The organism is Curtobacterium sp. ME26, assembly GCF_903970945.1.
Taxonomy (GTDB): Bacteria; Actinomycetota; Actinomycetes; order Actinomycetales; family Microbacteriaceae; genus Curtobacterium; species Curtobacterium citri.
Genome location: NZ_CAJCKG010000024.1, coordinates 1 through 12,355 on the forward strand (window position 1 = coordinate 1; position 12,355 = coordinate 12,355).

The window sequence follows — 12,355 nt, forward strand, 5'->3', positions numbered from 1 at the left end:
ATCGGTCCCACCACGACGGACGGGAGGCGCGGTGCCGGACCGGCACCGCGCCTCCCGTCCGTCACGGGGCGACTTCCGGACCCGGGTCGGATAGTATGTAAGGACAAAGTTCCCGAACCAGGAGGCACCATGCCGCTCGTCCGTATCGACCTCGCCACCGGCCGCACCCCCGACGAGGTCCGTGCGATCGCCGACGCGATCCACACCGCCATCGTGGCCGAGTACGGGATCCCGGAGCGCGACCGCTTCCAGGTGATCACCGAGCACCCCGCGCAGCAGATCATCGCCCAGGACGCCGGCCTCGGCTTCGAGCGCACCGCGGGCGTCGTCGTCATCCAGGTCTTCACGCAGCGTGGGCGCAGCGACGAGGCGAAGCAGGGCCTGTACCGAGCGGTGCACGACCGGCTCGCCGAGGTCGGCGTCGCGAGCGAGGACGTCTTCATCGGCTACGTCGAGAACGGCCCCCAGGACTGGTCGTTCGGCTTCGGCCGCGCGCAGTACGTGACCGGTGAGCTCGGGGTGCCCGCCGCGGGGTGAGGCGCCGGCTCACTCGTCGACGAGGCTCCTCGTCGGGGCTACTTGTCGACGAGGGTGACCTCGAACGAGTAGCGGTCCGGGCGGTAGCAGTGCACGCCGTACTCCACCGCCCGGCCCGACGCGTCGTACGCCGTCCGGCTCATCGTCAGCACCGGGTCGCCGTCCTCGATCTCGAGGAGGTCGGCCTCGTCGCCGCTGGCCGCTCGCGCACCGATGCGCTGCTTCGCGACCCGCATCGTGACGCCCCGTCCGCGCAGGAGCTGGTACAGCCCGTGGGACCGCAGGTCCTCGTCGGTGACGTCGGTGAACTCGGGCGGCAGGTAGTTCTCGAGCACCGCCATCGGGACGTCCTCGGCGAAGCGCACCCGTCGGATGTGAGCGACCGTCGTGCCCGTGGGGAGGCCGAGCGCCTCGGCGACGACGTCGGGGGCGACGACGTCGTCCCGCGCGATCAGCTGCGTCGTCGGGGCCTGCGCCCCCTGTGCGAGGTCGTCGTACAGGCTCGTCAGCTCCACCTTGCGGGTGACCGGCCCGTGGACGACCTGCGTGCCGATGCCGCGGCGGCGGACGAGCAGTCCCTTGTCGACGAGGTCCTGGATGGCCCGGCGGATGGTCGGACGCGACAGCCCGAGCCGCTCGCCGAGCGCGATCTCGTTCTCGAGGCGTGCGCCGGGCGGCAGGGCGCCCGAGCGGATCGACTCCTCGAGGCGTGAGGCCACCTGGAAGTACAGGGGCATCGGACCCGACCGGTCCAGGTCCATGAACAGGTCGGACGGCAGCTGGCCTTCGTTGGTCATCGCGGTCCTTCGGGGGAGACGGCGCCGACGAGGGCGCCCGGGCGGCATTGTCGTGACAATACCACCGGCCGTTCGGCCACCCGGAGCGCCGCCCGGGCGTGCTCCGGCGTCAGTCCGCGAAGATCATCGGCCGGCTCGACAGCCGCGGCTGCCGCGGCTGTCCCGCCGCGCGGGGCTGCTCCGTCCGCGCCCGCACCGGCGCGACGTGCACCCGGGTCGCGGCGCCGAGCGCCTCGACCGTGTCGCACCCGTGCACCCCGGCGGCGTGCACGACGATCGCCGCGCAGGCCTCGGCGTCCGCGGACGCGTCGTGGTGCTGGAACCCGACGTGGCCCGCCGCCCGTGCCGCCACCGGGAGCCGGTACGAGTCGAGCGTGTAGGTCTTGCGCGCCACCTGGAGCGAGCAGAGCGAGTGGTGCTCCGCGAGCTGCGTGCCCGTCGCCGCGCACCCGCCCGCGATGACCCCCATGTCGAAGCGGGCGTTGTGCGCGACCAGGACGTCGCCCTCGGCGAACGCCACGATGTCGAGGTACTGCTCCGCCCACCCCTTGGCACCGACGACGTCCGACTCGACGATGCCGTGGATGCGGGTGTTCCACTCGAGGAAGGTGTCGTGCCCGGCCGGCGGCTGGATGAACCAGGACGCCCGGTCGACCACGCGGCCGCCGCGGACCTTGACGAGACCGACGGAGCAGGCGCTCGCGGGCGAGCTGTTCGCGGTCTCGAAGTCGATGGCGGTGAAGTTCAACGGCACGGGCCCGATCGTCGCACGGGGTTCCGACATCATCCGGTCGTGCCCTCGGCGTTGCGGCTCGTGACCCTGGTGGCCGGTGCGGACGCGACGTAAGCTCACGGCATGGGGGAACCGGGGAAGATGGACGACCTGATCGCGGGCGCGCACCGTGTCGAGGCGGGAGCGCACGACGCCGGGCGGGCCGTCGGGCTCGGCGTGGCCCTGGTCGCGGTCGGTGCCACCGTCGCCTTCATCGTGGTCGGCACGGCGCAGGGCCTCCTGCTCTCCGTCGTGGCGTTCTTCTCGGGGGTCTGGCCGTCCTGACCCCGTCGGTCTGGAGGCCCGGGTCGGCCCCGGCGGGCGGCCGCCGGTAGGCTGTGCTCCCGTGGCTCTCACCATCGGAATCGTCGGTCTCCCGAACGTCGGCAAGTCGACCCTGTTCAACGCCCTGACCAAGAACCAGGTCCTCGCCGCGAACTACCCGTTCGCGACGATCGAACCGAACGTCGGTGTGGTCAACCTGCCCGACCCCCGGCTCGACCAGCTCGCCGAGCTCTTCGGGTCGGAGAAGACCGTGCCCGCGCCGGTGTCCTTCGTCGACATCGCCGGCATCGTCAAGGGTGCGAGCGAGGGCGAGGGCCTGGGCAACAAGTTCCTCGCCAACATCCGCGAGGCCGACGCCATCGCGCAGGTCGTCCGCGGCTTCACCGACGACGACGTCGTGCACGTCGCGAACAAGGTCTCGCCGAAGGACGACCTCGAGGTCATCAACACCGAGCTGATCCTCGCCGACCTCGAGACCGTCGAGAAGGCCCTGCCCCGGTACGAGAAGACCGTGAAGCTCAAGCAGGCCGAACCGGCCGTGCTCGCCACCGCACAGGAGGCGAAGGCCGCCCTGGAGGCCGGCACGCTGCTGTCCGCGACCTCGATCGACCTGACGCCGATCGCCGAGCTCGGACTCCTCAGCGCCAAGCCGTTCATCTTCGTCTTCAACGTCGACGAGGCGATCCTGACCGACGAGACCCGCAAGGCCGAACTGGCCGCGCTCGTCGCGCCCGCGCAGGCCGTCTTCCTCGACGCCCAGGTCGAGTCCGAGCTCATCGAGCTCGACCCCGAGGATGCCGCAGAGCTCCTCGAGTCGACCGGGCAGACCGAGTCCGGTCTCGACCAGCTCGCACGCATCGGGTTCGACACCCTCGGCCTGCAGACCTACCTGACGGCCGGACCGAAGGAGTCGCGGGCGTGGACGATCGGCAAGGGGTGGAAGGCTCCCCAGGCTGCCGGCGTCATCCACACCGACTTCGAGAAGGGCTTCATCAAGGCCGAGGTCATCTCGTTCGACGACCTGATGGAGACGGGCTCGATCGCGGAGGCGCGTGCGCACGGCAAGGCCCGGATCGAGGGCAAGGACTACGTCATGCAGGACGGCGACGTGGTGGAGTTCCGCTTCAACAACTAGAGCAGCCCCCGACCCGCATCACAGCGCGGATCGGGCGTCTCTGTTCGTGAGGGATTCGTCAGGAGTGGCGAAAACGGAGTCGAACAGGCCCTGTGCTGCGATGCGTGTCTGGTCCTCCGCGGACGGCCAGAGGTGGGTGTAAGTGTTCAGCGTGATCGACGGTGACGCGTGCCCCAACGCGTGCTGCACCGTCGCGACTGAGCAGCCGGCCTCGATCAGCCCCGACGCGTAGTAGTGCCGCAGGTCGTGCAGGACGATGCCCTCCAGTCCTGCACGAGATAGGGCGGTGTTCCATGCGTAGTTGACCGTGTTCTGGTGCGCCGGCTGCCCGTTCTCGGCCGGGAACAGCCATGCGTCCGGCTGCCCTTGCAAGCCCCGGAACGCGATGTGCTTCGAGATCGTTCGTGAGATCAGTGCGGCGCGCAAGCTGCTGCGGCAGCCGAGCGTGATCCACATCGACGGCAACACCCCTTCGGTCCCACCTTCGGTGGCTGAGAACTCCAGCTCCGCGGAGCTGTTTCTGCTGAACGGACGCGCTCGCCAGTTGCTCGCCGTCGTGTTCCTGTTCCTCGGCATCGCCTGCGGAACGGTGGGAAACTTCCTCACGCTTGATTGGTGACCCTCGGGACGGGACGGACGATGGCACGACGACGACATGCTGGACCGGCTACGGACGCGAAGCGGGCCGCGGAGCAGCGGCAACGAGACCGCCGGCGGCAGGCTGCAGCGATCCGGGCCATGTACGCCGACGAGCTTGCGGAGCTCCGACCGGCGGAGGTGCAGCAGGTGCCCCTGTTCGCGGAGCTGCTGCTACAGGCGGCACGGGAGGGTGACTCGTCGGCGGTTCGTCTGCTCGGAACGGCGCAGCACCTTGTCGGCCTCGGCTACGAATCGTTGGAGCAGGTCGATTCTGGTCTGCTCCGTGAGGTGGACGGCGTTCATGGGAGCCGTCTCGCCCGGCAGCCGTCCACGTCACCGGCCCGGATGCTGGTCTAGATGGGTGGTGTTCCAGCAATTCGCGCGTCTTTGCGCCGCATATGGGTCGACAGCTGCCTGACGAGCTGGACGCGCGCCAGCACGAGCGGGCGGGCGGGCCAGTAGATTCTCGACCGTGAGACGACAGCTAAGTGGGCGGACGATCCTCGTGGGAATGGCAGTGCTCGCTGTCATCGTGGGGGGCTACGTCCTGATCCGTTGGGTGCACTGGGATGCGGACGCCGTTGCAGCAGTTGCGACCGCCGCCGCCGCAGTAGCGGCATTCGCGTCGGCAGACTCCAGTGCCAACGCTGCCCGTGATTCAGTCCGAGCACTGAGCTACGCCACCAAGCCCCGAATTGACCTGCACGTTCGTCAGAATCAGGACTCGCTTACAGTCCAGGTCGTCAACGACTCAACCAATCCGATCGGTAGCTGCACCTTGTCGTGGACGCTCCGCGACGGCTCAACAGGGTCGCGCGTTCTCGGCTCTCTCGCCGGCTATTCGTTCACAACCACCGGTCTGTCGATCGGTGCGCAGGGACCGTCTTACCCGACGGTGGAGATCACTCCGAACCCTGGACGGAAAGCCGGGACGGACGAGTACCGGGTCGCATTTGCGGGTGTGCAGGGCTCACTGCGGTGGCGGTCCACGTTCCAAATCACTCACGAGCGCGACGCGACATCCGATATCGGGGGCACGCAACGTCAGGCACAGTTGATCGAAGAGCGCGAGATGTGATCAGCGGCTCGACGTCGTTCGTCAGCCGTTCGTCAGCACAGCCGTTTCTGACCGCGACCAGCCGCAGGTAGCCGTCGGTGCGATCTACGTATCTCTGCGGAAGTACCGCGTAGTCGTCGTCTGCCGTTTCGAGGCCGGGAGTTCCGCTTCAACAACTGATCACTGTGGATGCCAGGCCGTCGTACGGAGATCTGCCGTACACTCGTGCCATGGTCGACACGAGGAAGTCGGACCGGCTGGACCTCCGTCTCACGCCGGACCAGAAGCGCGAGATCGAAGCCGCTGCGGCGATCAGCGGACGATCGGTGACGGACTTCTCGGTGAGTGCCCTCGTCGAGCACGCCGCCGACACCATCCGGCGCGAGCGTGAGATCACCATGTCGGCGAGCAGCTTCGAGGCGTTCTCGGCGCTCCTCGACCGACCGGCCCGGTCCGTCTCCGGGCTGGCCGACCTCCTCGCCCGCCCGAGCGTCTTCGTCGACTGACGCATGGCGGTACTCCGGCGTCCCCGTGCCGTCACCGAGCACGACGACACGAGCACCTTCGACTGCGGACGGCCCTCGTTGACGAGTTGGCTGCAGGTCCGGGCCATCCGCAACGAAGCGGGCGGAGCGTCGCGCACGTTCGTCTCGATCGACGATGAGACCGGCCGGATCGCCGGGTACTACTGCCTCGCCGCGAGCTCGCTCCGAGCGGGCGAGGCACCCGGCGCCCTCCGCAGGAACATGCCCGATCCGATCCCCGTCGTCCTGATCGGACGTCTGGCGGTCGACGTGCACTTCCAGGGCCTCGGGCTCGGAGCGGGCCTGCTGCAGGACGCACTCGTCAAGAGCATCGAGGCGTCGCGGCTCGTCGGTGCTCGGGCGATCATCGTGTACGCGCTCGACGACGATGCCGCCCGCTTCTACGAGCGCTTCGGTTTCGTGCTCATCCCGGAGACGGCTCGCTGCCTGTTCCTGCTGCTCACCGACGCGGAAGCCACGGTCGCCGCGGTCTCCGGCCGGATGGACGCATGACGAACGTGCAGCCCGGCTGGTACGACGACGGCTCCGGGGCGACCCGCTGGTGGGACGGCTCCGCCTGGACCGAGCAGGTGCAGGACGGTCCGACGCCCGCGGGCCCGGGGCTGGTCGACCGCCTGCGCGCCGAGGCCGACGCCGGCGCGCGTCCCCGCTCGGGCGCTGCGGGCATGGACTACGTCGTCCTGCAGGTCGTCCTCAAGGAGCGGCTCCTCGGCAAGGGGTCGAACAACCTGACCCAGCTCGAGGACGCCATCAACGCCCAGGCACGGCTCGGCTACCGCCTGCACACGATCACGACGACGACCTCCGGTAGCACGGGCTTCGGCGGCGGCGACCGGATCCAGGCGACGATGGTGTTCGAGCGCCTGGTCTGACGGCCGTCGGGGCTCGCCGGCGGGGTCAGTACCCGCCGATGACCTCGAGGTCCCACACCGGCGGCACGTACTCGCGCGACCAGCCCTCGCGCAGGCGGGTGACCGCGCGGTCGTACGACTCGAGCAGGTCCATCTCGGGCCGCACCATCGACTGGAGCTGCAGCCCCTCGTAGGTCGCGAGCAGCTGCTCGGCGCCGCGGGCCGGTTCCATCGTCTGCGGCTCCCGCCCGACCTGGATGTCGTGCTGCAGCGACTGCAGGACGAAGCCGTGGAACTTCCGCCACCGCATGTACAGCATCGGTGCGAGCGGGTGGTGCGGCGTCGCGGCGATGTTCAGCGTGGACGTGAGGAAGCGCATGAGCGAGGGATCCGCGACGTTCGCGCCGACGATCGCCCGGAGGAAGACGATCGTGCCGCTCCGCTCGGCGATGGGCAGCAGGGGCGTGGTCCGCTGGTCGTTCCACTGGTCGATGGTGGCGAGCAGCAGTCCGTCCCAGGTCGGGAACACCTCGGTGACGACCTCGACGGTCTGACCCGCCTCGACGGCGACGTGCTCGTAGGACACCTCGTGCAGTGCGTTCGCGCGGAGCACGCGGATCATGGCGGCGACCACCTCGACCCGGAGCAGCGCGGACGTGTCGAGGGGCTGGAACGATCGCATGCGACCAGTCCACCGGTCGCCGGGGGTGCGCGACCACCCCCAGAACTGGGAAGAGCCGTTCTCCGCGCTCTGGCCCGATCGGCGTGGCGCAGGGGTCGCGTCTCCCGGTGTCCCCCGGATCACGCCCGTTCCTGAGTACGGCTCGTCGGCACCGCGTTCGATGGACAGGTGAAGTACGTGGTCTACGGAGAGAACCGAGTGTTGACCGGCGACGCGATCGCCGAGGCGGTGCTCGCCTATGCCGCGGCGCTCGGCGAGAACGGGACGACGGACATCGTCGAGATCCCGACCGCGGACGCCGAGGGCTACGGCACGACGGCCGAGGTGCTGCTCGGCCCGGCGTCCCAGATCATGGTCGAGGCTGCGCCGGACGACGAGCTGGAGCCGGAGGACGAGGACCTCGTCAACGAGCTCGCCCGTCGAACCACGGCGGTCGGCGGCGGACGGTTCTCCGACGCGGCGTCGTCGCACTCGGACGAGCCCGAGGCGAAGCGCCTGCGCACCGATCCGCCACAGGTCTGATCCGCCACAGGTCTGATCCGCCACAGGTCTGGCCCGCCGCAGTACGGTGTGGCTGAACCCGTCCCGAGGAGGAACCAGCCGTGCCGAACGTCGTCGACTTCGTGACCGTGTCCACCGAGGGCCTCGAGTCCTCCCCGGTGGCCGACGCCCTCGCCGGGCTCCGCGCGAACGAGGCGCGGTACTTCCGGAACAAGTACGACCACGTCTTCACGACGCACCCGGCGGCCGAGGTACCGGAGCTCGTCGAGTACGTGGCCCGGGTCCTGCGCGAGGAACGCGGGATCGTCATCGCGTCCCCGGTGCTCGAGGCGACGCAGTTCGAGGTCGACGGCGTCCGGTGGACGTACGTCTTCCACGAGTCCGGCCTGTCGATCAACGTCCTCTACGCACTCGAGGCGGGCGGCAAGCGGGCGGTCGGGTTCAAGCTCTCGGACGGGATGGACGAGCCCGAGGAGCTCGGCGCCTTCAAGTTCGCGCGGCAGCGGTCGAAGCTCGCCGGGACGATCCGCGGCTCCTACTTCGTCGTCAAGGGCGAGTACTGACGGACGAGCCCTGTCCCGCCCTGGCCACGGAACGCACACTCCGGACGGCGTGGAGGTGCGGAAACCTACCGTCGGTGGAGAGATGAGGAGGGGACCGTGAAGTACATCCACTACGACGCCAGTCTGATCCTCACAGGGGACCTGATCGCGGACGCCGTCGCCGACTACGCGGCGGTGCTGGGTGCGAACGCGCGCACGGACACGATCACCGTGCCGAGCGTGGGCGACGACGGCTCCGTGTCGACGTCGATCCTGCTGGTCGGCCCGGCGAGCGAGCTCTGCGTGACGATCGCGCCCGACGACGAACTCGAACCCGAGGACCCGGCCTTCATCCGGCGGCTCCGCGATGCGGCACGGCGCGCCGGCCCCGAGCGTCCGGTGGACGCCGACGGCGGTGTGCGCTTCCGCGGCGCAGAGGAGCCGTCGGCGCACACGGACGCCTGACGTCGACCCGGACGCCTGACGACCAAACAGGAACGACGAACGCCGCCGGCTCGAGCCGGCGGCGTTCGTGGTGTCGGGCCCGGCAGCGCGGGCGGGACGGGCCTAGGCGGCCAGGGCGAGCTCGCGCTGGTCGACGCGGCGGGCGAGCAGGATGGTCCGGCTCGACTCGCCCCGCCAGGAGCGGCCAGGCACGGTCCAGCCGGCCTCGCCGTCGACGGCCAGGCGGGCGTCACGGGTGACGAACAGGCGGAGGTCGTCGGCCGGGATGCGGACGAGGTACTCGCGCTGCGAGCGGTCGTCGCGCACGGGGAACTCGGCGATGCGGTCAGGGGAGATCACGGGCGCCGCGAGTGCGGTCCCGGAGATGGTGATGCGGTCGTTGCTGGTCATGGTGGTGCGGTACTTCCTGGTCGTTCGGCACCCGGCCGTGCTCTGGTCGGCGGACCTGCGTGGTCCGGCACGACGCATCGGCTGCGGGTGCGCACGTCGTGTCTCGACGTGCTGCTCGTCCGTTCGGATCGAGCGGTGGTCTCGGTGGAATGCGACCCGGCGGGTCGGTGGCGAGACGGGCTGGTGTGCGCGAGTCAGATGGGTTCGCTGCAGTGCACCAACCAGACACTATACGGCACCTGCTCCGGAACGTCCAGGAGATCACGGACGACCACACGACGGACGGGAGGCGCGGCACCCGCTGGTACCGCGCCTCCCGTCCGTCGTCGGTGCTCAGTTGAGGACCGGAGTGTCCTCCGGCACGACGCCGTCGCCGTACAGGTCCGTCGCCAGGTCACGGAGCGCCCGCAGCGCGACGCGCTGCGTGAGCGGGCCGTAGGAGATGCGGGCCACGCCGAGCTCCTGGTACTCCGCGGCGGGGAGGGCTCCGGGCAGACCGATCACCGACAGCTTGCCGCGGCCGAGCCCGGCCACGAGACGCTCGACCACGTCGCGCTGGATCGCACCGGGCACGAACACGAGGGCAGCCCCGTTGTCGAGGAAGGCCTTCCCGCGCGCGATGGCGTCCTCGATGCTCTCGTCGATCGGCCGGTCGCCGCCGCGGGCGATCGCGTCGGTCCGGGCGTTCAGCTGGAAGTCGATGCCCTCGGCCTGCGCCGCGGCGGTGATCGCGGCGACGCGTGCGACGGCCTCGTCGAAGGGGCGCAGTCGGTCCTCGACGTTGGCGCCGACGATCCCGGCGGCGATCGCCCGGCGGATCGTCTCCGCCGGGTCCTCGTAGCCGTCGTCGAGGTCGGCGGTGACCGGCAGGTCGGTCGCGGCGGCGATGGTCGCGGCGCCCGCGAGGGCGACGTCGAGCGGCATCCCGCCGTCGTCGTACCCGGCGCTCGCGGCGATCGAGTGCCCGGCCGTGGCGACGGCCTTCGTCTCCGGCAGGTCGCTGACGACCTTCGCGCTGATCGCGTCCCACACGTTGACGACGCGGAGGATCTCGGGGGCTTCGTGCAGCTGCTTGAGGGTGGTGGCCTTGTCGGCGGTGCTCGTGCTCATGGAGCCGAACCTATGCGGCCGAGCCCTGCGGCGCCCGGGCGGCGACCGGAAGACGACGCGGGATGACGGGCGGACTCGCACCGAACCTCCCGGCCGGTGCATCCTGGGACGCATGGCGGACGACGAGCAGGACCCGGTCGGGACGCTCCGCGGGGTGCGCACGAGCATCAAGTGGACGCGCTACGCACCCGAGGTGCTGCCGCTGTTCGTCGCCGAGATGGACCACGACGTCGCCCCGGCGATCCGGCAGGCGCTCGTCGAGCGCGTGCAGCAGTCGGACCTCGGCTACCTCGACGGACCGGGACCGCTGGCACCGGCCTTCGCGCAGTTCGCCCTGGAGCGCTGGGGGTGGGACGTCGACCCGTCCCGCGTGCACCTGGCCACCGATGTGAGCGTCGGGATCGTCGAGTCGCTGCGGCTCGCGCTGCCCGACGGCGGCCGCGTGGCGATCACGCCGCCGGTGTACCCGCCGTTCTTCGAGCTCGTCGAGGAGGCACGGTGTCGGGTCGAGGAGGTCCCGCTCGCCGAGCAGTGGGGCGTCTACCGGCTCGACCTGGCGGGTCTCGAACGGGCCTTCGCCGACGGCGTCCGGGTGTTCCTGCTCTGCAACCCGCACAACCCGATGGGCCTCGTGCACGACCGCGCCGACCTGGTCGCGCTCGCCGAGCTCGCCGCACGGCACGACGTGCTCGTCATCAGCGACGAGATCCACGCGCCGCTGACCCACCCGGGCGTCCGCTTCACCCCGTTCGCGATGGTCGCCGAGGCCGCGGGTGCCCGCAGCGTCTGCGTGACGAGTGCGAGCAAGGGGTGGAACCTCGCCGGCGTGAAGTGCTCGGTCATGGTCGCGGGCGACGAGCGGACGGCGGCCCTCCTCGACACGCTGTGGGAGGAGGTCGCCTGCCGGACGAGCATCCTCGGGCTGCACGCCAACCTGGCGGCCTTCACCCTGGCCACCGACTGGCTCGACGAGGTCGTCGCCCGGATCGTGGCGAACGAGCGGCTGCTCGGCACACTGCTCGCCGAACACCTGCCCGGGGTCGTCTACACCAGGCCTCGCGCCGGGTACCTGGCGTGGCTCGACTTCCGGGGGATCGGTCTCGGGGACGACCCTGCGGTGCCGCTGCGGGAGCACGCGTACGTGGCGCTCAACTCCGGGCTCGGGTTCGGTGCGCAGGGGCGGGGGTTCGCGCGGCTCAACCTGGCGTGCTCACCGGTGACGCTGCGCGAGGCCGTGCTCCGCATCGCGGCGGCGTACCCGTCGGGCGCGCAGGAGGGGCTCGTCTGGCACGTGGCCTGAGCGCGCGGCGGCCGGTCAGTCGACGTACTGGTTGCGCCCGACGACGCGGATGCGCAGGTCGTCGTCCCGGTCCATGGCGAGGAACTCGCGGGCGACGGGGCCGACGGACGACCAGCGCAGGACCTCGGTGATCGGGGTCCCCTCGATGAACACCTGCCACACGCCGCGCTCACGGACGGCCTGCACCTCGTACGTCGCCATGCGGCGAGCGTAGCGGTTGCCCGCCGATCAGAGGTCGAGCACCATGTGCACGTCGGCGCGGACGTAGGGGCTCGGTGCGACCTCGTCGTGGTCGAGGTGGCGGAAGCCGAACGCCTCGTACAGGTGCACGGCGCTCGCCAGACCGCTGTTGCTCTCGAGCGCCACACGACGCGCGCCCAGCGCCCGAGCACGGTCGAGTGCGGCGGTGATGAGCCTCCGGCCGGTGCCGTGCCCCTGGTGCGCCGGCGAGACCGCCATCTTCACGAGTTCGACCACGCCGTCGCCGACGGGCATGATCCCGATGCAGCCGATGACCTCGGTGTCGAGGCGTGCGACGAACACCGCCCCGCCGGGTTCGACGATGCGGCCGACCGGGTCGCCGAGGATCGCACGGTCCTCGTCCTCGAGCGTGAAGTACCGCTCGATCCACGCCTCGTTGAGCGTGCGGAACGCGTCGGCGTCGGCGGGGGAGGACAGTTCAGCGATGGTGAGGGTGTGCGTCGCGTCGGGCATGCGTCCATCCTCGATCGACAACGCAGTCGCGTC

At 70.4% G+C, this 12,355-nt stretch carries 21 protein-coding genes; 13 read left to right on the forward strand and 8 right to left on the reverse strand.

Going from position 1 to position 12,355, the window contains the following annotated elements:
- The first annotated feature begins 129 nt into the window (after positions 1-129).
- Positions 130-537 (forward strand): tautomerase family protein, encoded by a 408-nt coding sequence (locus H7A69_RS10740; protein WP_069711676.1) that lies wholly within the window; start codon positions 130-132, stop codon positions 535-537.
- 38 nt (positions 538-575) lie between these two features.
- Here the strand turns inward: H7A69_RS10740 and H7A69_RS10745 are convergent, their stop codons facing one another.
- Both H7A69_RS10745 and H7A69_RS10750 read right to left on the reverse strand, forming a co-directional pair.
- The gene (locus H7A69_RS10745) at positions 576-1,334 is read right to left on the reverse strand and encodes a GntR family transcriptional regulator (RefSeq protein WP_182047012.1); all 759 of its coding nucleotides are present in this window, start codon (positions 1,332-1,334) and stop codon (positions 576-578) included.
- Positions 1,335-1,443: 109 nt separating this feature from the next.
- On the reverse strand, positions 1,444-2,088 hold the full coding sequence (locus H7A69_RS10750; RefSeq protein WP_182047013.1) for an exonuclease domain-containing protein: 645 nt from the start codon (positions 2,086-2,088) through the stop codon (positions 1,444-1,446).
- A gap of 102 nt (positions 2,089-2,190) precedes the next feature.
- On the opposite strand from H7A69_RS10750, the gene H7A69_RS10755 reads away from it, so the two are divergent.
- Together H7A69_RS10755 and ychF are read left to right on the forward strand one after the other, a co-directional pair.
- Positions 2,191-2,391 carry a hypothetical protein gene (locus tag H7A69_RS10755; protein ID WP_182047014.1) on the forward strand — a complete coding sequence of 67 codons (201 nt, stop codon included), beginning with the start codon at positions 2,191-2,193 and terminating at the stop codon, positions 2,389-2,391.
- A 61-nt stretch (positions 2,392-2,452) separates the two neighbouring features.
- Positions 2,453-3,526, forward strand: coding sequence for a redox-regulated ATPase YchF (gene ychF, locus H7A69_RS10760; protein WP_182047015.1), 1,074 nt, complete (start codon positions 2,453-2,455; stop codon positions 3,524-3,526).
- An 18-nt stretch (positions 3,527-3,544) separates the two neighbouring features.
- Here the strand turns inward: ychF and H7A69_RS17300 are convergent, their stop codons facing one another.
- On the reverse strand, positions 3,545-3,982 hold the full coding sequence (locus H7A69_RS17300) for a tyrosine-type recombinase/integrase (protein WP_259346181.1): 438 nt from the start codon (positions 3,980-3,982) through the stop codon (positions 3,545-3,547).
- Between H7A69_RS17300 and H7A69_RS17485 the strand changes: the two genes are divergently transcribed.
- The 6 genes from H7A69_RS17485 to H7A69_RS10795 all read left to right on the forward strand — a co-directional run bounded on the left by H7A69_RS17485 (position 3,972) and on the right by H7A69_RS10795 (position 6,639).
- Positions 3,972-4,145 (forward strand): hypothetical protein, encoded by a 174-nt coding sequence (locus H7A69_RS17485; RefSeq protein WP_182047016.1) that lies wholly within the window; start codon positions 3,972-3,974, stop codon positions 4,143-4,145. The two genes, H7A69_RS17300 and H7A69_RS17485, sit on opposite strands and share 11 nt — an antisense overlap.
- 119 nt (positions 4,146-4,264) lie before the next feature.
- On the forward strand, positions 4,265-4,522 hold the full coding sequence (locus H7A69_RS10775) for a hypothetical protein (RefSeq protein ID WP_182047017.1): 258 nt from the start codon (positions 4,265-4,267) through the stop codon (positions 4,520-4,522).
- Between the two features lie 154 nt (positions 4,523-4,676).
- Positions 4,677-5,243, forward strand: coding sequence for a hypothetical protein (locus tag H7A69_RS10780; protein WP_182047018.1), 567 nt, complete (start codon positions 4,677-4,679; stop codon positions 5,241-5,243).
- 209 nt (positions 5,244-5,452) lie between these two features.
- Positions 5,453-5,728 carry a DUF1778 domain-containing protein gene (locus H7A69_RS10785; RefSeq protein ID WP_182047019.1) on the forward strand — a complete coding sequence of 92 codons (276 nt, stop codon included), beginning with the start codon at positions 5,453-5,455 and terminating at the stop codon, positions 5,726-5,728.
- 3 nt (positions 5,729-5,731) lie between these two features.
- Entirely contained in the window at positions 5,732-6,259 is a 528-nt protein-coding gene (locus H7A69_RS10790) for a GNAT family N-acetyltransferase (RefSeq protein WP_182047020.1), read from the forward strand.
- Positions 6,256-6,639: a DUF2510 domain-containing protein gene (locus H7A69_RS10795; protein ID WP_182047021.1), complete on the forward strand. Its 384-nt coding sequence runs from the start codon at positions 6,256-6,258 to the stop codon at positions 6,637-6,639. Before H7A69_RS10790 ends, H7A69_RS10795 begins: the two co-directional genes overlap by 4 nt.
- Positions 6,640-6,664: 25 nt before the next feature.
- Here H7A69_RS10795 and H7A69_RS10800 read toward each other — a convergent pair whose 3' ends face one another.
- Positions 6,665-7,300 (reverse strand): hypothetical protein, encoded by a 636-nt coding sequence (locus H7A69_RS10800; RefSeq protein ID WP_182047022.1) that lies wholly within the window; start codon positions 7,298-7,300, stop codon positions 6,665-6,667.
- Positions 7,301-7,468: 168 nt separating this feature from the next.
- On the opposite strand from H7A69_RS10800, the gene H7A69_RS10805 reads away from it, so the two are divergent.
- From H7A69_RS10805 to H7A69_RS10815, 3 genes are all read left to right on the forward strand, one after another.
- Positions 7,469-7,822: a hypothetical protein gene (locus H7A69_RS10805; RefSeq protein ID WP_182047023.1), complete on the forward strand. Its 354-nt coding sequence runs from the start codon at positions 7,469-7,471 to the stop codon at positions 7,820-7,822.
- Positions 7,823-7,902: 80 nt separating this feature from the next.
- Complete coding sequence (locus H7A69_RS10810; RefSeq protein WP_182047024.1) at positions 7,903-8,364, forward strand: phage tail protein; 462 nt, start codon at positions 7,903-7,905, stop codon at positions 8,362-8,364.
- Between the two features lie 96 nt (positions 8,365-8,460).
- Complete coding sequence (locus H7A69_RS10815; protein ID WP_182047025.1) at positions 8,461-8,808, forward strand: hypothetical protein; 348 nt, start codon at positions 8,461-8,463, stop codon at positions 8,806-8,808.
- Positions 8,809-8,910: 102 nt separating this feature from the next.
- On the opposite strand, the gene H7A69_RS10820 is transcribed toward H7A69_RS10815, so the two are convergent.
- Positions 8,911-9,198 (reverse strand): hypothetical protein, encoded by a 288-nt coding sequence (locus H7A69_RS10820; protein ID WP_182047026.1) that lies wholly within the window; start codon positions 9,196-9,198, stop codon positions 8,911-8,913.
- Positions 9,199-9,531: 333 nt separating this feature from the next.
- Positions 9,532-10,308: an isocitrate lyase/phosphoenolpyruvate mutase family protein gene (locus tag H7A69_RS10825; protein ID WP_069711665.1), complete on the reverse strand. Its 777-nt coding sequence runs from the start codon at positions 10,306-10,308 to the stop codon at positions 9,532-9,534.
- Positions 10,309-10,420: 112 nt separating this feature from the next.
- Here H7A69_RS10825 and H7A69_RS10830 point away from each other — a divergent pair, with 112 nt between their 5' ends.
- A complete protein-coding gene (locus H7A69_RS10830; protein WP_182047027.1) occupies positions 10,421-11,608 on the forward strand; it encodes a MalY/PatB family protein in 1,188 nt (395 codons plus the stop codon).
- A gap of 15 nt (positions 11,609-11,623) precedes the next feature.
- Here H7A69_RS10830 and H7A69_RS10835 read toward each other — a convergent pair whose 3' ends face one another.
- Positions 11,624-11,809 carry a hypothetical protein gene (locus H7A69_RS10835; RefSeq protein WP_182047028.1) on the reverse strand — a complete coding sequence of 62 codons (186 nt, stop codon included), beginning with the start codon at positions 11,807-11,809 and terminating at the stop codon, positions 11,624-11,626.
- A gap of 27 nt (positions 11,810-11,836) precedes the next feature.
- On the reverse strand, positions 11,837-12,322 hold the full coding sequence (locus tag H7A69_RS10840; protein ID WP_182047029.1) for a GNAT family N-acetyltransferase: 486 nt from the start codon (positions 12,320-12,322) through the stop codon (positions 11,837-11,839).
- Between the last annotated feature and the right edge of the window lie 33 nt (positions 12,323-12,355).

Bases quoted from the DNA above. Each gene is read 5' to 3' on its own strand.
- H7A69_RS10740 (WP_069711676.1), top strand. From the start codon at position 130: ATGCCGCTCGTCCGTATCGACCTCGCCACCGGCCGCACCCCCGACGAG.
- H7A69_RS10745 (WP_182047012.1), bottom strand. From the start codon at position 1,334: ATGACCAACGAAGGCCAGCTGCCGTCCGACCTGTTCATGGACCTGGAC.
- H7A69_RS10755 (WP_182047014.1), top strand. From the start codon at position 2,191: ATGGGGGAACCGGGGAAGATGGACGACCTGATCGCGGGCGCGCACCGT.
- H7A69_RS17300 (WP_259346181.1), bottom strand. From the start codon at position 3,982: ATGTGGATCACGCTCGGCTGCCGCAGCAGCTTGCGCGCCGCACTGATC.
- H7A69_RS10775 (WP_182047017.1), top strand. From the start codon at position 4,265: ATGTACGCCGACGAGCTTGCGGAGCTCCGACCGGCGGAGGTGCAGCAG.
- H7A69_RS10780 (WP_182047018.1), top strand. From the start codon at position 4,677: ATGGCAGTGCTCGCTGTCATCGTGGGGGGCTACGTCCTGATCCGTTGG.
- H7A69_RS10785 (WP_182047019.1), top strand. From the start codon at position 5,453: ATGGTCGACACGAGGAAGTCGGACCGGCTGGACCTCCGTCTCACGCCG.
- H7A69_RS10790 (WP_182047020.1), top strand. From the start codon at position 5,732: ATGGCGGTACTCCGGCGTCCCCGTGCCGTCACCGAGCACGACGACACG.
- H7A69_RS10795 (WP_182047021.1), top strand. From the start codon at position 6,256: ATGACGAACGTGCAGCCCGGCTGGTACGACGACGGCTCCGGGGCGACC.
- H7A69_RS10800 (WP_182047022.1), bottom strand. From the start codon at position 7,300: ATGCGATCGTTCCAGCCCCTCGACACGTCCGCGCTGCTCCGGGTCGAG.
- H7A69_RS10820 (WP_182047026.1), bottom strand. From the start codon at position 9,198: ATGACCAGCAACGACCGCATCACCATCTCCGGGACCGCACTCGCGGCG.
- H7A69_RS10825 (WP_069711665.1), bottom strand. From the start codon at position 10,308: ATGAGCACGAGCACCGCCGACAAGGCCACCACCCTCAAGCAGCTGCAC.
- H7A69_RS10830 (WP_182047027.1), top strand. From the start codon at position 10,421: ATGGCGGACGACGAGCAGGACCCGGTCGGGACGCTCCGCGGGGTGCGC.
- H7A69_RS10835 (WP_182047028.1), bottom strand. From the start codon at position 11,809: ATGGCGACGTACGAGGTGCAGGCCGTCCGTGAGCGCGGCGTGTGGCAG.
- H7A69_RS10840 (WP_182047029.1), bottom strand. From the start codon at position 12,322: ATGCCCGACGCGACGCACACCCTCACCATCGCTGAACTGTCCTCCCCC.